Consider the following 19,888-nt stretch of genomic DNA (forward strand, 5'->3'; position numbering starts at 1 on the left):
GCCGAGTCCGCCGAGTCCGCCGAATACACCTGCCACAACGAGTACTTCGCGTACTTCGGGTGTCGGCGCCGCGCCGGGCGGTGGCCCTCGTCGCCCTGCTGGGCACGCTGTTCCTGCTCGGCGGCGCGGGCTCCGTGTCCGCCCACTCGGCCCTGCGCGACACCGACCCCCGTGAGGGAACCGTCCTCAAGTCCGCCCCGAAGCAGGTCACTCTGATCTTCACCGAGTCGGTCGGCCTCTCCGACGACTCGCTCCGCGTCCTCGACCCCGACAACCGCCGGGTGAACGCGGGCGACACGACGCACGTCTCCGGCCGCTCGGACACGGCGCGCGTACGGCTCCGCGACGACCTGCCCGACGGCACGTTCACCGTGGCCTGGCGCGTGGTCTCGGCGGACAGCCACCCCATCTCCGGCGCCTTCACCTTCTCCATCGGCGAACCCTCCGAGACGACGGCCGTCGTCCCCGTCGAGCCGGCCGTGAACCCCGCCTCGGGCGCGCTCTACGACATCGCCCGCTACGCCGCGTACGCCGCCGTCGCCCTGCTCATCGGCGTGGCCACCTTCGTCCTCGCGTGCCGCCCGCCCACCGTCGCGCCCCTCCGCACCCTGCTCCGCACCGGCTGGTGGACCCTCCTCCTGTCCACGGTCGCGCTCCTCTTCCTGCGCGGCCCGTACGCCCGCGGAACCGGCCCCGCCACCCTCTTCGACCTCCCCCTCCTCCAGAACACGCTGACCAGCAGGCCGGGTTGGGCCCTGCTGGCCCGGCTGGTGCTGCTCACGGGGGCCGCGGTCTTCCTCGTACGGGGCGTACGGGGCGTACGGGCGGACGTGGCCCCGAAGCCCGCCGTTCTCGCGGTTGGCGGGCTTCTCGCCGTGGGCCTGGCGGGCACCTGGGCCGCCGCCGAGCACGCCTCCGCGGGGATCCAGGTCCCGGCGGCGATCGCCTCCTCCGTACTGCACCTGCTGGCGATGGCGGTCTGGCTGGGCGGCCTCGCCGCACTGCTCACCACGCTCCAACGGTCGAAGACCCGACTCTCGGCCGCTGCCGTGACCCGCTTCTCGCGCCTCGCGTTCGTCTCGGTGACGGTCCTGGTGCTGACCGGTGTCTACCAGTCGTGGCGGGGACTCGGTTCGTGGGACGCGGTGTTCGGCACGTCGTACGGCAGGCTCCTGGCCGCCAAGGTGTGCGCGGTGGTGCTGTTGCTGGCGGCGGCGGGTTACTCGCGCCGCTGGACGACCGAACTGGCAGGAGCGGAACGGCCGTTGAGGGTACCGGTGCTGGAGACGGTGGGAGCGGCGCGTACGGGCACCGGTATGGACACGAGCACGGATACGGGCACCGGTATCGACACGGGCGCGGATACGGGCACGGATACCGGCACCGGAGACTCCACGCCTCCCCCGACCGAGCCCGACCCGGAACCCGGCGGCGGAACCGGCCCCCACCACCGGGCCCTACGCCGCTCCGTCCTCGCCGAAGTCCTCGTCGGCGTGGCGGTCCTGGTCATCACGACCATGCTCACCGGCACCCAGCCGGGCCGGGCCGAGGCGGAGACGGCGACAGCGACCGAGACCTCCGAGACCGCCGGCCGCACCGCCTCCACGACCCTGATCCCCTTCGACGTCGGCACCCCCAACGGCCAGGGCAAGGTCCAGCTCGTCCTGGAACCCGGCCGCGTCGGCGAGAACACGGTCCAGGCGGTCGTCTTCGGCCCCGACGGCGGCATCGCCACGGTCCCCGAGATCCGCCTCACCTTCACCCTCCCGTCCCAGAAGATCGGCCCCCTCGACGCCCGACTCACCGACAAGGGCGGCTATTGGGGCACGCAGTCGCTCGATCTCCCCCTCCCCGGCACGTGGACGATGAAGGTGACCATCCGCACGTCGGAGATCGACCAGGTGACGGTGTCGAGGCCGGTGAAGATCGCCCGCTGAGACGGGGCTTCGGCGTGGCCGTCGAGACCAGGGCGCGGCGCGCGCGGACAGCCCCGCGATCACCCCACGGCGGCAGGGCGCGGAGCGCCGTGAAAGACCTGCCGCGTGTGCCAGGAGCGGTGGGCGGCAGCGATCGGACGGATGCCCGGCTGGGGACCGGTGAGCGGGCGGCCCGCGAGCGCGACCACCTGCTCGCGGGCCGCCGCGCTCCGCCCGACGAAATTCGCGTCCAGCCGTTCTCCAGCCGCTCTCCGGCGGGTGGGCTATGCGGGCATGACGCTTTGGATGCGGGAGATCGTGAAGACACGTTCGTCGTTCCGCAGGTGACACCAGGCCTGCAGATAGGGCGGGTCCAGGTCCAGATCGCTGAGGCTCCGTACGGTGTGGCTGCCCGAGGCGGCGACGTACTCGATGGTGATCGTTCCGCCGACGTCGACGGCGTGGGCCAGCTGGCGTACGTCGGTGAGGGACAGCCCGCTCGCATGGCAGGCGATGATCTCCTCCGTGTCGGTGCCGAAGGGGATTCCGTTGTCCGGGTCCGGGTCCACCTCCGGGCTGGTCGGCGGGGCGGCCCGCAGCTTGACTGCCAGGGCCCGCAGACCGCCGGCCGACGCCCGATCGAGCTCCGCCCGGGCGGCGGCCGGCCGCTGCGTTCCGGGGGTGCCCCGCGCGGAGCGAAAGGACGCCGAGCCAGGAGAGGCCGACCGAGAGGACGCCGAGCGAGGAGAAGGGACCGATGCGGCGGCGCGACGCCGCTCGGCCTTTTCGATGCGGACGGTTCCGTCGGCGGCCTCGGCGACGGGCGCGTAGCCCTCGGCCCGGAGCGCCGCGAGGGTCTTGTCGAGTGAGGTACGGCTGACCAGCACGGTCGGTGCCAACTGCCGCAGGCCGAGCCCCGCGAGCTTGCGGTGGACGGTGAGTTCGGCCAGGAGCGCGGGCTCCGCACCGTGGATCACGCAGGCGGCGGGGGCGATACGAACGCGTCCGTGGCGGCGTGCGGTGTCGGAGATCAGGTACGACAGCGGCTGCGGCAGCGGCCCGGGCGCCACAGCGGCCAGATCGGCCGCGATGTCGTCCGCCGACCGCCCGGCGTCCAGGGCACGGCGGACGCTTCCGGGGCTGAACCGCCACACCGATGCCGTGCCGCCGGCTTCCCGGTCGGCGACGGAGTCCAGGAGCGTGGTGAGCCGGACGGCCGGGGTCCCGGTGGCGACGGCCGTGAGATCGGCGCCGAAGAGGGCCGTCCCGGTGGCCGCGGGCAGCAGCCGCCGCGTACTGACCGACAGTTCGTCCGCGTCGTCGGCCAGCAGGGCGGCGCCGATACCGGACAGGGCGCCGCGGGCGATGACGCCGAGCAGCTCCCCTTCCCGGACGACGGTGGCGAACGGCGTTCCGTCCTGCGGCAGTTGGTCGGCGAAAGGACGGTGCCAGGCGACCAGCGGTCCCAGATCCTCCGGCGCGTGCCGTACACCCCGGTCGGCCGGGAGGTCCGCCGCCGCGGTGAGCAGCCCTTGCCGGGCCTGTACGCAGCCGTTGCAGGGCGGTGCCCCGGCGAGGGCGGGAAGGGCCTTGCCCTCCTCGTCGCGGGCCTGGGCAGGAGTGAGCGGCAGCGTCCACCATGCCTCGAGCAGCAACGGGATCCGTTCCCCGGGTTCCAGCTCCGCCCAGGCGTCGTACGCCTCGGTCACCGGAACGAGATCGCCGTCCCGGGCCAGCAGCCCAGCCGCGTACGCCGTCTCCAACACGATGCGCAGCACGGTCTCGTCGCACTGCGCCGCCTTGCCGATACGTGCCAGTTCGCGCACGCCGATCCCACCGGACTTCAGCCTGGCCGGCGGCTTGGCCGCGCACACCGACAACACGGAGCCGGCCTGCGCGGCGAACGCCGTGACCGCGGCCGCCGCTTCCCGCTCCACCTCGTCGGAAGTCACCGGTTGCAGCCGCGCGACGGGCGGTACGGGTTCGAACGGCGCGTGCCACCCCGATCCGCGCAGGGCCAGCGCCACCTGGGCGGGCATACGGGAGGGTCCGTACCCGTACCGGTCCTGGACCAGCAGCCCCCTCTCCAGCGCCCACCGGGCTTCCCGTCCGGGGCCGGACTCCGGGGACCCGAACATGATGAACCGCTGACTCCGGGATCCGGACTTCGCCAGGCGTTCAAGCAGCTCGCGCGTAGCCGCAGGCGCCTGATCGACCAGTGCGCCAACGCGTCGCGGATCGCTGTGGTGGTCCACCAGGCACGCGAGCCGCTGCTGCTTGGTGCCGGGCGGCTTGGCGCCGAGTGCCGCCAGCATGCCGCGCAACGCGTCGGAGGTCACGCCCGCCAGCAACTCCGCCAGCGGCGGGTCCAGCCCCAACGGCGCGTCCCACGCCCCCTTCAACGGTGCCGCCATACGGAGCGCGCCGTCGCCGCCTGGCCAGACCAGCGCATGATCGGCCAGCACCTCCAGCGCCGTGTCCAGCCTGCGGTTGCCCTCCGCGTCCGCCACGCCCAGCAGGTTCGCGAGCGCGTCCCGTGTCGCGGGCACCCCCAACCCGGCCAGCGCCTCGGCCACCTGCAGATACGGCAGCGCGAGTCGGGGCAGGGCCAGCGCGACCGAACCCGGGCGCTGCAAGCGGTCCGCCAGCTCGCCCACCGATCGCGGCTCCGGAAGGGCCGCGGCATCCGAACGCGCCGCCAGCACCTGTTCCAGGCGCGGGACGTCCAGACCCCGCAGCCAAGCTGCCAGTGTTGATCCACCTGACTTACCGATGAGGACACCTCACCTCGTACGTACTGATGCTGCTTCCACTTGCTTACGACCGCATCGAACTCAGGGCAGGACGGCAGCGCAAGCCAGCCGTGTGGCGACTGACCAACGGTGGTCATCTCTTACCGAACGTGACCGAAATTCTTGGAAATCGGAAACAGAGAAACAGATGAGATCAAGGCTGAGCCGGAGAACGACGAAGGGCCCCACCGCGAACGGTGGGGCCCTTCGACATCGTGCCCGGTGAGGCACTGGCGGAGGATACGAGATTCGAACTCGTGAGGGGTTGCCCCCAACACGCTTTCCAAATGTTCGCCCGGGGGTTCGGCGGACGGGGTGCGTTCTGACCTGCGGTGGACCGGGTGATGTTGGGGGCTTCGAACGGCGCTGGACGGGGGCGAACGAGACCAAAACTGAGACCAGAGCGCCGTGTCACACCTTCTTGATGACGATCGACTCCGGGACCAGCTTCTCCAGGTCGTCCACGTCCGAGGTGAAGACGGTGACTTGCCCCTTCTGCTGTCGTGCGATGACGGCGAGCACCGCGTCGATCGCGTACTTGTGGCCGTGCAGCTTGGCGTCGGCCAGGAGCCGGCGAGCCTGTCGGGCCTCGTCCTTCCCGATGTCGGCGACTTTGAGCCGGGAGAGGACCCAGTCCCAGCGCTGCTCGGTGGTTCGGCCGTCGTATGCCTCGACCAGTGTCATCGGAGACGTCACCACCTCTGCCTCACCTCGGGCCGCAAGCTCGAGCCAGGCGATCATCGTCCGGTCGCCGCGCACGGCCAGGGACAGGGCTTCGCAGTCGAGTACGAAGACGCGCAGTGGCCGCTGCCTGTGCTCACCGGCCCGCTTCTTCACGCGGCCTCTCCGGCGTCGTGCTTTCCAGAGGCGCGGCGGCGCTCGTGCTCGGCGTCGAGATCCTCCAGCTCCTCGAACGCTGCCGTGCGCTCCTCCTCGCTGAGGGGGCCGTGTTCCTCCTGCAGCCAGTCGGACAGTTCCCGTAGCCGGTCGCGGTCGCGCTTGAAGCGCAGGGCCTCGGCGACGTATGCCGACAGGCCCCGTTCCGCCGCCTCCCCGCGGATCTCGTCCAGGAGATCCGCGGGGATCGTCACCGTCACCTTCTTGGTCGTCGCCATATAAGAGACCATACTCCTGGTGTTGTCCCCCTTACCAGGCTGCTCCACGAACAGTGGCGTGGCCGGACGGTTCGTCCTTCACGCTGCCGTGAGGTGCAGCAGCCGCGTGTTGGCCTCGTCCGGTGCGAAGCGGTCAGCGGTGAATTCCGTGGCGGATCGAAGTCCGAGCCACTCCAGCATGGTGTGGTGTTCCTCATGAGCCGGGTCGGCGAGGATCACTTTGAGATCGCTGTAGCCGGGGGCGCCGCCGCAGTCCTCGGGCGGGCACGCCCCGGCACCGTCCACGCAGTGCGGATAGTGGAGACCGGCTGAGGCTGTCTGGAACTGCTCCACCGTGATGAGGTGCTCCCAGGAGTCCCCGAAGTCGTACGTGTAAACACAGCGGGCGCCCGGTTTGAGCAGGGCGCCCAGTGTGGCGGTGTGCTCGTCGCGGAAGCCGAGTTCGCCGTCGGGACGGCCGTACTGGACGCCCTCGATGGTGAACGCGTGCATGTGGCAGTTCTCCCAGCCCATCACGACCTGGATCACTGAGTGAAGCCGGTCCAGGCGGATCACGGCGGGCACAAGCAGTCGCCGCCAAACCCGGGGGCCGTCCACGTCTGCCAACTCGACGAGGATCTGCAGCACCGCGTCTCCGGGCTTGGGCTCGCCGCGCATCCGGGCCGTCTCGGTGCGTCCGTCCGCGGTCAACTCGGTGCTTTCCTTGGTGAGATGGACAGCGCCCAGGGAGGCGAGGGCCTTCAGGACTCGCCGGATGTCGTGCTCGTTGGCGGTACGCAAATGCTTCAGGCGTTCGGGGGACAGGTCGTCGAGCACGTACAGCGGGCTGACCGCCTGCCACACCACCTCGTACAGGTCACTGAGCGGCACCAGGGCCGTGGCCGCGTACAGCTGCTGCAGCAAGGCTTGCAGGCCCCGGCCGTACTCGTGCGCGAACAGGGACTCCAGCCAGCCGGACGTCGTCACGGTCGGGCCGATGCGTGGTAGCGCGTCGAACAACGCGCGACGCAGTTCGTCGGGGCGGTCCAGCAGCTTGGCGTTCTTCTTCACCGGCAGCAGGCGCCCGCCCGCGGTCCGCAGCAGTCGTGCCGCCTTCGCCCACTCGACCAGCAGCGTGAGGTGGTACAGCTCCTCGCTGGACTTGGTTTTGAACGTACGGTCTCCGATCACCGGGTCCATCTGGTCGCCGGTGCCCAGAACCTCCACCAGCGCCCGCGCGTCAGTGAGCGTCACCCGGCCGGTCTGGGTCAGCTTGCGACCCGCACCGACCCAGCCGACCAGCGCTCGCACCTGCCCGACGGTCCTGCCTACTGCCTCACCCATGCTGATCCACGCGCTCCGGCTCGATTCCGCCCCGTTGCCACCAAGCCCAGGATGACAGCCGGCAGGCGGCTGGTCCGGAATGCACTCACGTGCACCCCGTAACGGGGCATGACGAGGGCTGGCAGACTACGACGGTGACCACGCACGATGAGGAACTGCTGGCCCGGGTACGGGAGATGAGGGAGCGCGGCAGCGCGCCGAAGCAGATCGCGAAGGCGCTGGGGCTGCGTCCGGCCCAGGCCACCGCGCTGGTGCGGCGGGTCGCCGAGGCGGCGCAGGCGCACACTCCACCATGTGAGCGGCCAGTGGTGGGCTGCTGGGTCAACGCGGGTTGGAGCGCGGGACTGGACATGACCGGGGCCCCGGACTGGGCGGCGGCCGATCCGATCGGCCAGGAGCCGGATCCAGACGCGGGTGGCTTCGCCCAGATCCTGCTGGCCCGCCAGGAACGGGCCAGCAGGGTGACCGTCACCGGTTTCCTGATCGATGTGTACTGCTTGGGGGTGAAGAACGTGACCGATCCGGAGGTGATGGGTTCCGGCTCCCTGACCACATACGTACCGATGTACTACTCGGCTTTCGACCACCCGCCGCTGTCGATCAGCGTGGAGCAGGCACAGACGATCGTGCGCGACGCGGTCACCTACGCCGCCGGTCTCGGCTTCGAGCCCGCGGCCGGCTTCAGTGACGCCGCTGTACACCTGGGGACCCCGCCCGGCGATCGGCCCACCATCGGCTTCGGCCGGAACGGCAAGCCGTTCTATTTCTCCGGTCCCTACGATGATCCGCGCAAGGTGGTGCAGACGCTGGAGCGCACCTGCGGGACCGGCAACTATCACTATGCCGCCCACCTGTAGGAACGGGACGTGAGCGGCACGAAGCAGGAAATACGCGCAGTGACACCGGTCGAACTGCAACAGGAGTCCACCGAAGCTCCGCGGGTCCGGCACACCGAGCATGAGGCGCAGGCCAGCCTGCTGGCGGTGCTGCGTCCGTGCGCCGCAGGGAAGGTGCGGTGCAGTGATGAAGACCCGTCGCCCCGGCGCCGCCACTGTCGCGGCGGTCGCCGACACCCTGGAGGGCGGCGACTTCTATGAGCGCGAGGCCATCGCCGCCTTCGCCTGGCCGATGCTGCTCCAGGCAGGCGGCCTCGCCCAGCTCACCGGCGGTCGGCTGGCGCTGACTCCGCGCGGACGGGCCGCGCTGACCCGGCCGGCGCACCTGACCATCGCCCGGCTGTGGCAGCGCTGGCTGAACAACAGTCTCCTGGACGAGTTCTCGGAGACTACGCCTCCACTCCAACAACGGCCGTCCCTTCGGGCAGGGTCACCGTCCTGGCGAACTTCGACATCGTCGCTCTCGACGGGCTGCCCTCGGCCGACGCACTTCTCCTGGGCACTTTCGCCGACAGGAAATCCGACCGGGTCTGGACGCTCAGCACCGCGTCCCTCCTGAGCGCCCTCGACCGCGGGCACACTCTCGACGAGTTCCGCCGCTACCTGGACCAGGCAGCCTCGCGCCCTCTGCCCCAGACCGTCACCACGCTGGTGGACGATACCGCCCGCCGCACCGGCCGACTCCGTGACGCAGGGCAGGTCCACCTCATCGAGTGCGCGGACGAGGCACTGGCAGCCCTCGTTGTCAGCGACCGCCGCCTGCGCGCGTTGTGCACCCGGCTTGGCGAACGCCACCTCGTGGTCTCCCTCGAGCAGCTACCGGCGTTTCGCAAGGCCACTCGCGCCCTCGGCTACCCGCTGGGATGAGGCGAGCAGACCACTTCGGGGCCCCCGGGCCCCGTCCCTGGCCTCGTGCGGTGTCGGCGATGAGATGGATCAGCGGCTGCGGCAAGGCCGTCATGGCGGAGCGGACTGCCAGGTCGGCCCCTCACCTTCGGTGACGGGCCGTGTCTGCCTGCAGCTACTCGACGAGCTCCTGTTGCCGGTCGCGGTCACGTTGGAAGTCCAGCACTTCGGCGACGTATCCAGAGAGACCTCGCTCTGCCGCGTCCGCGCGGGTCTGCAGGCTCCGGGCGGAGGCGGCGGTCGCAGTGTTCTGTGGCGGATGCCTACTGTTAACCCCCACTCTCGGATAGCTCAGGCTCGGCAGTCGCTTCTCGACAGAGAAGAGCGCAGGTACTCGCGTATGTAGTGCCAACTGTGCCTGGATGCAGTCGCCTTGTTGTTCAGCGTGGTGTATGCGCACCCGCAGTGCGCAGTAGAGCGCTCCGGCGGTTCAGCTCTACGGTTCAGGGGTCGAACACCGGGCAACACCAGATGGGGGAAGCATGGTTGCAGTGTCAGACGAGCGGGATCCGCTGATCACCCGGTCGGAGATCGCGTCGTACGCAGGAGTGGAACGGCCGACCGTATCCAACTGGGCGCGGCGCCATCAGGATTTCCCCATCCCGACGCGCTCTGGTGACGTGGAGTACTTCCGCCTCACCTCGGTTCTTCGCTGGCTTGGGGGTCGGAGGATCCCGCGGGCGCAACTGCGGGCCGACGAGCGCTTCGGTGCCACCTACCGAGAGCGTGTCCTGAGCGGTTGGCGGGTGCGGAACGGACCAATGGACCCCGTCAGCCGAGCGGAGAGCCCAGAAGGGAGTGGGGAGACCGACAAACAGTGTGTCAGCGAGCTGATGGGGCCGCTTTCTGATCGCGTTCGGGGCTCGGCTTCGATGGTGGACTACCTGACCCTGCTGCTTTCCCTCATCTTCCTACGTGGCAGTGAGCCCCGGTGGAGTGCCCTCCAAGCTGCCGCCGGAGCTGCTACGGGGCCGGAACACATCGCGGGCCTACTGCACCGGATTGGTGATGCGGCTGACGATGAACTACGGCGGTACGGAGCGTTGCCAGGGATGCGGGAGAGTCTCAGGCGGCTGGAGCCCCGAACCTATGGCGATCTCGCCCGGACGGTGCGACTGGCGGGAGAGCTCCATCGAGGAGCCTTCCGACTCATCCTTGACGAGTACGAATCCAGGGCCGGACTCCGTAGTGGGGAGTTCTTCACCCCGAAAGGGGTGGTGCGGCTGGCCGCCGAACTCGCCCTGGACGTCGGCGAGGGGGGCAAGTCGGTCTACGACGGGTACGCCCGTGGTGGTGAGATGTTGGCGGCGGCGGCCGAGTACGTGGGTGCGCAGACGCCCGGGTTCTCGGTGAGGGGTGAGGCGCCCGGTCGCGACACCCTGCGGTTTGCCGGGATGCACCTGGCTCTGCACGGGGTGTTGCCGAGGCTGCGCAGCACCGTGGACTCGCCATGGAGGGCGAGGACTGGATCGGAGCCGTTCGCCGACGTGGTCATGATGAATCCCCCGTTCAACATGACCGACTCGGCGGGGTCGGGTCGGCGGGACGGTGTGTGGGAGTTCGGAGCTCCACCCAGGGGCAACGACAACTTTGCCTGGCTGCAGCACGGGATGGCATACCTGAGAGACGAAGGGCGTGCCGTGGTGGTGATGCCGGTCAAGGCCGGCAACTCGGTCAATGCGGCCGAGCGCGAGATCCGCCGGAACATGATCGAGAGAGGAGCGGTCGAGTGTGTGATCGCACTGCCGCCCAACCTGTTCTCCGCAACTCCCGTGCCGGTGGCCTTGTGGTTTCTGCGGCGCACTGAACAACCAAGTCCCGAAGTCCTATTGGTCGATGCCCGACATCTGGGGACCAGGCAAGGCAACCGGAACGTGCTTGAAGCGAATGACCGGCAGGTCATCATGGATGCCGTCCGGCCATGGCTGTTCCGGCAAGTGCGACCAACTGCGGGCAGCAGCCTTGAGCCATACGCGGCGTTGATCCCGCGAGGCGCGTTCGCAGCTGCCGACTACTCACTGAGCCCCATTGATCACATCGCCACTAGGCGTCTTGAAGAGGGGGGCTCTCTCGACGCAGTCACAGCCGCGTATCAAGAGAGTGTCCACCTTCGTGAGGTGGTTGACACAGTGGACGAGGCGGCGGCTGCTCTCAGCTGGGACTGGGGCGTGAGCCAAACCGCGCTCCACGGGCGTCTGCCATCGGCGTGGGTTGAAACCACCCTGGCCGAGTTGTGCGAGATCCAGCCGGGGCCTTCCTATACCCGCCTGGGCAGGAACGAGCGCTCAGGTGAGGGGCTGGTGCCCATTGTCCTGCCACGTCAGCTCGAGGGCGGCAGGATTGTCGCTCTTGACGGCGAGAGGGTCTCCTGGGAGACAGCTGAGAAGCTGAAGAAGTTCTGCTTGCAGCCCCGGGACATCGTCTGTGTCCGATCTGGAGCCATCCGGGCCCCCGCGATGGCAACTGCGGAGCAGGAGGGCTGGTTGCTCAGCCCCAATGTGGTGAGACTCCGGCTGTACGAGCACTCCGTGGCGGTGGACCCCGAGTACCTCTTGGACTATCTCGCGTCGCCACGCTGCATGGAGTGGATGAGTAACCGCTCGGCAGCCACAGCCGCCCCTTCCCTCAGTCGTGATGCGCTTGGTCACTTGCCGGTCCGGCTCCCGCCGCTGGAGCAGCAGCAGCGGGCGGTGCAGATGATCAACACTCTCCGCGATCAGGTTTTGGCTCACCGGGAGTATGCGGAATCGCTCTCCAGGGCCCGTGTGGAGCTGGCGAAATTCCTGATGGACGGACCGGTGGATGCCTCGTGATCCGTAACAGCGTGTTCTCTCCCGACCCTTCGAAAGGAACCTTTCGTGTCCACGTCTCCGCCTCCGGCATCCTCACGCACCTGGGCTCTGTGGTTGGGGATCGCTGCTCTGCTGTCAACCGTCGTGGCTCTCTGCGTAGCCCTGGTCAAGGTTCGTGCCGGTGCTGACACGACTGACGTCGTGTTGTCCGCCGGTGCGGGGTTCGCGGCATCGGCCGGCCTGTGCCTTGCTGTGCCGGCAGCTGTACGAGAGCTGAAGCGGCTCGGATGATGCGTGACATCCGGTTCTCTGGGCTGACGAAGGATATGGGGTTACATATCCGCAAATGCCGTAATGGTTCAGGACATCACTGTCTGCGAGAACTGCTTGACTCGCTGACGAGCGTCACAGATGGGGAGGGGATTGCAGGATGCCGTTGGAGTTCGGGCTGTGGCGAGTGGATGGCCAGCCGGTGCGGGTTGCTACGCGACCGATGTCGGTGGAGTCGAAGCTGGAAGACCTCATTGAGGCCGATCCGGAGATCCTGGGGAGACCGCTCCTGCTGATTGGTCGGCAGGTACAGACCGACCACGGCAAGTTCATTGATCTGCTCGGCATAGACGCCGAGGGAGGCTTGCACATTCTGGAGCTCAAGCGGGACCGCACTCCCCGGGAGGTCGTCGCGCAACTGCTCGACTACGGTTCGTGGGTCCAAGCGCTCAGCAACGAGCAAGTGCGTGAGATCCACGGGGCGTACGCGCGTAAGCGCGGACTGGCGGAGGAACTGGACGAGGCGTTCGCGCTTCGCTTCGGCAGCAGTCCACCGGAGGCGCTGAACAGCACCCACACCCTCACCGTCGTCGCGAGCGAGGTCGACGCGGCGACCGAGCGGATCGTCACCTATCTGGCATCCGGCTATCAGGTGCCCCTCAACGTACTCTTCTTCCGCTGCTTCGAGGATGAGGGGCGTGTTTACCTGGCTCGCACCTGGCTGATCGACGACGCCGAGGTGGCGGTGCCGTCCACGGGGACCAAGGTGCGCGGGAAACAAGAGCAGTGGAACGGCACGGACTGGTACGTCTCCTTCGGTGACGAGTCAGGCGGCCGGAGCTGGGAAGATGCCCTCCAGTACGGCTTCGTGTCGGCCGGCGGTGGGGAGTGGTTCTCCCGGACGCTCCGTTCCCTGCCTGTGGGAGCGCGCGTCTTCACCCATATCCCCAAAGTGGGATACGTCGGCGTGGGTACGGTATCCGGCGAGCCGCAGCCCTTCACCAGCACTGCCCTCACCGTTGGTGATGAGGGCCGATGCATGGCCGATCTTCCCCTCAAGGGCGGTTACCGCCCGGACAGCGGTCCGACGCAGGAAGGGGACACCACGGATCGTCGCGAGTGGATCGTCCCGGTTGAATGGGAACAGGCCGTGCCACGGGAGAAGGCGTACTGGCGGACGGGCCTCTTCGCGAACCAGAACTCCGCCTGCAAGCTCCGCGCCCGCTTTACGATCGACGAGGTCTCCCGCCACTTCGGCATCGGTTGACAGTCCGAGGCCGACCTCAAGGCGGCGACGCTCATTGAGGCCGCCCTGGCTGCCCGAAAACCCAACGGAGACAAGAACTGGGCCTGACAACGACGAAGGGCCCCACCGCGAACGGTGGGGCCCTTCGACATCGTGCCCGGTGAGGCACTGGCGGAGGATACGAGATTCGAACTCGTGAGGGGTTGCCCCCAACACGCTTTCCAAGCGTGCGCCCTAGGCCACTAGGCGAATCCTCCGCCGCAAACAATACAAGACGTTGAGGAGTGCTCGCGAACTCGTTCCTCCCGCTCAGATCCTGTAGCCTGTGCGCAGCCCCTCACGTGGCGCTATCTGACTGAACTCCCCCAGGGCCGGAAGGCAGCAAGGGTAGGTTGGCTCTGGCGGGTGCGTGGGGGGCGCTTGCGTTTGCGGGGCGTTGGGGGACGGTCCGGCGGTGGTGTGGCGAAACAGGGCCCGGCGGGCGGTCCTCGTTGTCAGTGGGCGCCTATAACCTCGTAAGCGTGTCGTCTCTCGCGCTGTACCGCCGTTATCGCCCGGAGTCGTTCGCCGAGGTCATCGGGCAGGAGCATGTCACCGACCCGTTGCAGCAGGCGCTGCGGAACAACCGGGTCAATCACGCGTACCTGTTCAGTGGTCCGCGCGGATGCGGGAAGACGACCAGCGCGCGGATCCTGGCGAGGTGCCTGAACTGCGAGCAGGGACCTACGCCGACGCCCTGCGGTGAGTGCCAGTCCTGCCGGGATCTCGCGCGGAACGGGCCGGGTTCCATCGACGTCATCGAGATCGACGCCGCGTCCCACGGTGGTGTGGACGACGCCCGTGACCTGCGAGAAAAGGCCTTCTTCGGTCCTGCCAGCAGCCGCTACAAGATCTACATCATCGACGAGGCCCACATGGTCACGTCGGCTGGCTTCAACGCGCTGCTGAAGGTCGTGGAGGAGCCCCCGGAGCACCTCAAGTTCATCTTCGCCACCACGGAGCCCGAGAAGGTCATCGGGACGATCCGGTCGAGGACTCACCACTACCCGTTCCGGCTTGTGCCGCCGGGGACCCTGAGGGAGTACCTGGCCGAGGTGTGCGGGCGCGAGGGCATCCCCGTCGCGGACGGGGTGTTCCCCCTCGTCGTGCGTGCCGGTGCCGGGTCCGTGCGTGACTCCATGTCCGTCATGGATCAGCTGCTGGCGGCGGTCGGTGACGATGGTGTGACGTATGCCATGGCCACCTCGCTGCTCGGGTATACGGACGGGTCGCTGCTCGACTCGGTGGTCGAGGCCTTCGCCGCGGGCGACGGCGCCGCGGCCTTCGAAGTGGTCGACGAGATCATCGAGGGCGGTAACGACCCTCGGCGGTTCGTCGCCGATCTGCTGGAGCGCCTGCGTGACCTCGTGATCCTGGCGGCGGTGCCCGATGCCGGAGAGAAGGGGCTCATCGACGCTCCCGCCGACGTCGTGGAGCGGATGCAGGCCCAGGCCGGGGTCTTCGGCGCGGCCGAGCTGAGCCGTGCCGCCGACCTCGTCAACGACGGGCTCACGGAGATGCGAGGAGCCACCTCGCCCCGGCTCCAGCTCGAGTTGATCTGCGCGCGCGTGCTGTTGCCCGCCGCATACGGCGACGAGCGCTCCCTCATGGCCCGCCTGGATCGCATCGAGCGAGGGGTGAACTTCGCGGGAGCAGGCGCCGGCCCCGCCATGGGATACGTGCCCGCGCCTGACGCCCACCCCGGCATGCAGGCCGGCGCTCCGACGCCCGCTTCGGCACCTCCGGTCCCGCCGGGCAGTGGTCCGGCGGCGGCTCGGGCGGCTGTACGGGGGGCAGGGGCCCCCGGCGCGGAAACGGGTCCCGGCCCGGCCCAAGCCGCACCCGTGCCACCAGCTCCCACTCCCGCTCCGGCCGCGGTCACCCCCGCTCCTCAGCAGCCGTCCGCTCAGACTCCGGCCGCACCGGCTCCGCCGTCCCCCGGGGCCGGAAGCACCCCTGGCGCCTGGCCCACCGCAACACCCGCGGGCAGCGGCCGACGCCCCGGCGGATGGCCAACCGCGGCACCGGCAGGCGGGGGACACCCCGGGCGACAGCCACAGACCGCGCCCAGTCCGCAGACGGCCCCCGCACCCTCAGCCCAGTCCTCACCGCCGTCCACTCCCCCTGCCCCTCCGACCGGCGCGGCACCCTTCACCCCCGCCGCCCCGCCCGGTGGTCCCGACCCCCGCATGCTGTGGCCGAACATTCTGGAGGCGGTCAAGAACCGCCGCCGCTTCACCTGGATCCTGCTCAGCCAGAACGCTCAGGTGACCGGCTTCGACGGCACGACCCTCCAACTCGGCTTCGTCAACGCGGGCGCACGCGACAACTTCGCGAGCAGCGGCAGCGAGGAGGTACTGCGGCAGGCGCTGTCCGAGCTGTTCAACGTGCAGTGGAAGGTCGAGGCGGTCGTCGACCCGTCGGGCGGTTCGACCCCGCCGCCCGCGCCGGGCCCCGGTTATGGCAGCGGTTACGCCCCGGCGGGACCCGTCGCGCCATCCGCCCCGGGCCCCACTCAACAGCAACCCGCGCCTCCTGCCCCTCGCGCCGCCGCTCCCCAGTCCCAGTCCACACACCCGTCCACATCCACATCCCCAGGGTCCTCACCACCCTCATCCCCGCCCCGCCCCTCGGCCCCGGCGCCACCACCCATCTCCCCCGAGGACGACACCCCTGAGGACGACGACCCCGACCTCGACGAGTCGGCGCTGTCGGGCCACGAACTGATCGTGCGAGAACTGGGAGCGACAGTGGTGGAGGAGTTCTCGAACGAGTAGCCCCGGACGGCGCGGCCACCTGCACTCCCACCGGGCCGCAGCCGGCCGTCCGGCGTGAAGGGAAGTGGCGGGACCGACTGTCCACGTGGGATGTCCCGGGCGGGATGTCCCGGTGCGCGCCTGCCCCACCCCGAACCTCAGGGGCGCGCGGAACTGCGTGACCAGTCCTCACCAGCCCTCATCAGTCCCCATCAACCCCCACCAAACAACCCACCCGCACCCAACCAGCCGCGCAACCGCCTGAGGCACCCGGCTAGGCTGACCCCCGTGAAGGTCCTAGTCATCGGCAGCGGTGCCCGCGAACACGCCCTGTGCCGCTCCCTCTCCCTCGACCCCGACGTCACCGCGCTGCACTGTGCCCCGGGCAACGCGGGCATTGCCGAGGTGGCCGAGCTGCACCAGGTCGACGCCCTGGACGGCAAGTCCGTGGCCAGGCTGGCCACGGACCTCGGCGCCGAGCTGGTGATCGTCGGCCCGGAGGCCCCCCTTGTGGCCGGCGTCGCCGACGCCGTACGGGAGGCCGGCATCCCGGTCTTCGGCCCGTCGAAGGAGGCCGCCCAGCTGGAGGGTTCCAAGGCCTTCGCCAAGGAGGTCATGGCGGCAGCGGGCGTACCCACCGCCCGCTCGTACGTCTGCACGACCCCCGACGAGGTCGACGAGGCACTCGACGCCTTCGGCGCCCCGTACGTAGTGAAGGACGACGGCCTCGCCGCGGGTAAGGGCGTAGTCGTCACCGGCGACCTCGACGCGGCGACGGCCCACGCCAACGCCTGCGACCGCGTGGTCATCGAGGAGTTCCTCGACGGTCCCGAGGTCTCCCTCTTCGCGATCACCGACGGCGTGACCGTCGTCCCGCTGCAGCCCGCCCAGGACTTCAAGCGCGCCCTCAACAACGACGAGGGCCCGAACACCGGCGGCATGGGCGCGTACTCACCCCTCCCGTGGGCGGACCCGAAGCTGGTCGAGGAGGTCATGCAGACCGTTCTGCAGCCGACCGTCGACGAGATGCGCCGCCGCGGCACCCCGTTCTCCGGACTCCTCTACGCGGGTCTCGCGATCACGTCGCGCGGCGTACGGGTCATCGAGTTCAACGCCCGTTTCGGCGACCCCGAGACCCAGGTCGTCCTCGCCCGCCTGAAGACCCCCCTCTCCGGCGTCCTACTGGCGGCGGCGGACGGCACCCTCGCCCACCTCGAACCCCTCCGCTGGAGCGACGACGCGGCCGTCACCGTGGTCATCGCCTCGCACAACTACCCCGGCACCCCGCGCACCGGCGACCCCATCGAGGGCCTCGCAGAGGTGGCCGCACAGGACGCCCCGCACGCGTACGTCCTGCACGCGGGCACGAAGCGCGACGGCGACGCGATCGTCAGCGCGGGCGGCCGCGTACTCTCCGTCACGGCGAGTGGTACGGACCTCACCCAGGCCCGCACCCGCGCGTACGCAGCCGTCAACCGAATCCACCTCGACGGCTCCCAGCACCGTACGGACATCGCGGCCAAGGTGGCGGAGGCCGCGGAGGCGTAACCCTCGGTTACGTCCAGCCACCTGCGTCATCGTCCGCCACGCGGCACCATCGGGCCCCGAATCCAGCACAGGATTCGGGGCCTGTTCGTCAGCCACCTCTACCCAAGGCCATTCCATCGAGTGACCGATCCCCCATCCGGCTGACGAGGGCCGAGGCCCCAACTAGGGTGCGGCGCAAGCGTTCCGGCACTTGGCCCACCGGCATTGCGATGTCAGTCGTGGGTGCCACAGTGGGGGAGTGAGCAACGCCATGGACGTCTGTCGGCGGTGGCTGGGTATGCACGCGCCGGGCGGGCAATAGGGGGTGACACCGGTCGTGTCAGGTATGGGTGTGGAGGTGGGCGCGCAGGCCGCGCGCTCCCGGGCTCTCGCCGTGCTGCGCATCCGCAGCAGGGCCCTGGCCGTCGCCCTGCTGCCCGCGGCCGTCGCCGTCGTGCTGCTCGTCGGCGGGTCGACAGGCCAGATCGACGGCGAGGGCTGGAGCCCAGTGCGCTGGCTCGTGACCGGCCTGGCCCTGCTCGTGCTCCTGGCCGCCACAGGCGTCGCGCTGGTCGTCGCCCGCGCCCGGCCGGCGCTGAGCCCCACGGTCCCGATAGCCGAGGAGTCGGCGCCGGACCTGTATCGCATGGTGCGGGACCTGGCCGACCGCCTCGAGGTGCCCGCACCCTCCGCGATAGCGCTCACCCCGGACTGCGACAGCTGGCTGGAGGACCGCACCCATCCGGCCCACGGCCCGCCCCGGTCGGAGTTCCGGGACGAGATAGAGGGGGTGCAGGGCGGACGAGGCCTGCCGTCGGCCCACCGTCGTACGGACGCCGCGCCCGTCCTCGTCATCGGCTCCCCCTTCCTGTGGTGGATGCGGGTCGGCGAGCTGCGCGCGGTCCTCGCGCCGGTCGTCGCCGGTACGGGCCCGTCCGCGCACCCCGACATAGCCGCGGCCCGTCGTTTCGTACGAGGGCTCGACGCGGCGGTGGCGGTGACCGCGGCGCCCAAGCGTGGACCTCTGTCCACGACGGTCCTCGGCGGCATCGGCTGGGTCGCGCGTCTGCTCCTACGCAGCTGCCGGGGCCACGCGGCCGAAATGGAACGGGGAGTGGCGGCCGCGGCGGCGGAGCGTGCACAGGCTGTGGATTACGGGCTGCGGATCGTCGCGCAGGAACAAGTGGGACTCGCGTACGCGGGCTGGGACCGCCTCCTGACCCGGGTCGCGCTGCCCGCCTGGCGCATGGGCCGCTGGCCGTCCCGTCTCGACGCGGGCGTCGTAGCTGCCCTCACCGAACTCTCCCGCCGCGACCGCCTCGCCGAGGGCTTCGCCTCCCGGCTCGGCGAACGCCCCGCCTGCGACCTCCTGGAGGAGCCCGGCGCGGTCGACGAGGCGGCGTCCCTGCTGGCCGCCCGTCTCTTCCACGGTGGGCCGGCCGAGTCCGGGCCCGACTGGGCCCCGGTCGACTGGGACGAGTACCCGGACGAGGTCGTCGACCGCAAGTGGCGTACGGACGCGGCGCGGCTCCATCGTGTGCTGGACGCGCTGGGCGTGAGGCGTTCCTCCGGCCCGGCGGGCTCGGATCCGGATGGGCCGACGTTGACTCGGGTGATGGATCACTTGACGGGGATGGGGATTTACGGGAGCGGCGAGGCCGTGGACAGCGCCGCCCCCGAATCCGAATCCGCCCCCGCTTCCACCTCAGCCGCTGCCTCCCCCTCCGAATCCGCCCCCGACTCTGCCGCCGTCGACCGCGAGGCCCTTGCCTCGGCGGCGGCCGATGCGGATGCGGCGTACGAGGAGGACGGTGGGCCCGGGAACGAGCGGAGTGCCGCACTGGCGGCCGGCCTCAGTGCGGAGTTGGCGCGCGAGGAGGCAGCCGTAGCGGTGGAACCGTCTGCGCCACCACCGGCTTCCACCAGCCAGACCGGCCCGGGCACGGCGCTCTGGGACGACGGCATACTGCCGCTCTTCCCCCTGCAACCGCCGCGCACCGGTCGCGAGTTGCTGGCCGATCATGTGACGGCGATGGTCTGCTGTGCCGCGATGGACACCGCGGGTGCGACGCCGGGCCTCGACTGGCTCGACGGCCCGTCTCTCCTGGTCAACGGCGAACGTTCCGCCGACCTGGGCCCCCGAGTCCTGAGCCTCATCGAGGACGGCAACCCCGCCCCCCTCCGGGCCTGGCTCCTCCACCTGGGCATACGCCCAGAAAAACCAGTACGCCTGGTCTGACCCCGACTTCTCCCACCCCTCGATCCCACCCACCCACCTAGGGGCGCGGGGAACTGCGCGCTCAACCCCCA

12 protein-coding genes, 1 tRNA gene, 1 other RNA gene and 1 pseudogene are annotated in these 19,888 nt (G+C 69.9%); 9 read left to right on the forward strand and 6 right to left on the reverse strand.

Annotated features, from left to right (window positions below):
- Nucleotides 1-59 precede the first annotated feature (59 nt).
- Nucleotides 60-1,937 (forward strand): copper resistance CopC/CopD family protein, encoded by a 1,878-nt coding sequence (locus ACTWQR_RS04585; protein ID WP_443225553.1) that lies wholly within the window; start codon nucleotides 60-62, stop codon nucleotides 1,935-1,937.
- Between the two features lie 59 nt (nucleotides 1,938-1,996).
- Here ACTWQR_RS04585 and ACTWQR_RS04590 read toward each other — a convergent pair.
- The 5 genes and pseudogenes from ACTWQR_RS04590 to ACTWQR_RS04610 form a co-directional block, all read right to left on the reverse strand.
- Nucleotides 1,997-2,158: pseudogene (locus tag ACTWQR_RS04590) on the reverse strand (phosphorothioated DNA-binding restriction endonuclease); the annotation flags it as partial.
- Between the two features lie 42 nt (nucleotides 2,159-2,200).
- The gene (locus ACTWQR_RS04595) at nucleotides 2,201-4,573 is read right to left on the reverse strand and encodes a helicase-associated domain-containing protein (protein WP_443225554.1); all 2,373 of its coding nucleotides are present in this window, start codon (nucleotides 4,571-4,573) and stop codon (nucleotides 2,201-2,203) included.
- Between the two features lie 546 nt (nucleotides 4,574-5,119).
- Nucleotides 5,120-5,545, reverse strand: a complete 426-nt coding sequence (locus tag ACTWQR_RS04600; protein ID WP_443225555.1) for a PIN domain-containing protein — start codon at nucleotides 5,543-5,545, stop codon at nucleotides 5,120-5,122.
- The gene (locus tag ACTWQR_RS04605; RefSeq protein ID WP_443225556.1) at nucleotides 5,542-5,823 is read right to left on the reverse strand and encodes a CopG family transcriptional regulator; all 282 of its coding nucleotides are present in this window, start codon (nucleotides 5,821-5,823) and stop codon (nucleotides 5,542-5,544) included. The genes ACTWQR_RS04600 and ACTWQR_RS04605 overlap by 4 nt, the downstream gene beginning before the upstream one ends.
- 78 nt (nucleotides 5,824-5,901) lie before the next feature.
- Nucleotides 5,902-7,146, reverse strand: a complete 1,245-nt coding sequence (locus ACTWQR_RS04610; RefSeq protein ID WP_443225557.1) for a plasmid pRiA4b ORF-3 family protein — start codon at nucleotides 7,144-7,146, stop codon at nucleotides 5,902-5,904.
- 134 nt (nucleotides 7,147-7,280) lie between these two features.
- Between ACTWQR_RS04610 and ACTWQR_RS04615 the strand changes: the two genes are divergently transcribed.
- The 4 genes from ACTWQR_RS04615 (at nucleotide 7,281) to ACTWQR_RS04630 (ending at nucleotide 13,277) form a co-directional block, all read left to right on the forward strand.
- Entirely contained in the window at nucleotides 7,281-8,003 is a 723-nt protein-coding gene (locus ACTWQR_RS04615) for a hypothetical protein (RefSeq protein WP_443225558.1), read from the forward strand.
- A 381-nt stretch (nucleotides 8,004-8,384) separates the two neighbouring features.
- The gene (locus tag ACTWQR_RS04620) at nucleotides 8,385-8,909 is read left to right on the forward strand and encodes a helicase-associated domain-containing protein (protein WP_443225559.1); all 525 of its coding nucleotides are present in this window, start codon (nucleotides 8,385-8,387) and stop codon (nucleotides 8,907-8,909) included.
- A 1,091-nt stretch (nucleotides 8,910-10,000) separates the two neighbouring features.
- A complete protein-coding gene (locus tag ACTWQR_RS04625; RefSeq protein ID WP_443225560.1) occupies nucleotides 10,001-11,761 on the forward strand; it encodes an N-6 DNA methylase in 1,761 nt (586 codons plus the stop codon).
- Between the two features lie 409 nt (nucleotides 11,762-12,170).
- Nucleotides 12,171-13,277, forward strand: coding sequence for an endonuclease NucS domain-containing protein (locus ACTWQR_RS04630; RefSeq protein WP_443225561.1), 1,107 nt, complete (start codon nucleotides 12,171-12,173; stop codon nucleotides 13,275-13,277).
- Nucleotides 13,278-13,425: 148 nt separating this feature from the next.
- On the opposite strand, the gene ACTWQR_RS04635 is transcribed toward ACTWQR_RS04630, so the two are convergent.
- Nucleotides 13,426-13,513: transfer RNA gene (locus ACTWQR_RS04635), tRNA-Ser, on the reverse strand.
- Nucleotides 13,514-13,584: 71 nt separating this feature from the next.
- Here ACTWQR_RS04635 and ffs point away from each other — a divergent pair.
- The 4 genes from ffs (at nucleotide 13,585) to ACTWQR_RS04655 (ending at nucleotide 19,817) form a co-directional block, all read left to right on the forward strand.
- An RNA gene (gene ffs / locus ACTWQR_RS04640) (signal recognition particle sRNA small type) lies at nucleotides 13,585-13,683 on the forward strand.
- Nucleotides 13,684-13,777: 94 nt separating this feature from the next.
- Entirely contained in the window at nucleotides 13,778-16,072 is a 2,295-nt protein-coding gene (locus tag ACTWQR_RS04645; protein ID WP_443225562.1) for a DNA polymerase III subunit gamma and tau, read from the forward strand.
- Nucleotides 16,073-16,339: 267 nt separating this feature from the next.
- Nucleotides 16,340-17,599 carry a phosphoribosylamine--glycine ligase gene (gene purD, locus ACTWQR_RS04650; RefSeq protein WP_443225563.1) on the forward strand — a complete coding sequence of 420 codons (1,260 nt, stop codon included), beginning with the start codon at nucleotides 16,340-16,342 and terminating at the stop codon, nucleotides 17,597-17,599.
- Nucleotides 17,600-17,924: 325 nt separating this feature from the next.
- Nucleotides 17,925-19,817: a hypothetical protein gene (locus ACTWQR_RS04655; RefSeq protein ID WP_443225586.1), complete on the forward strand. Its 1,893-nt coding sequence runs from the start codon at nucleotides 17,925-17,927 to the stop codon at nucleotides 19,815-19,817.
- Nucleotides 19,818-19,888: the final 71 nt, after the last annotated feature.

Source organism: Streptomyces sp. 2A115, assembly GCF_052245575.1.
GTDB lineage: Bacteria > Actinomycetota > Actinomycetes > Streptomycetales > Streptomycetaceae > Streptomyces.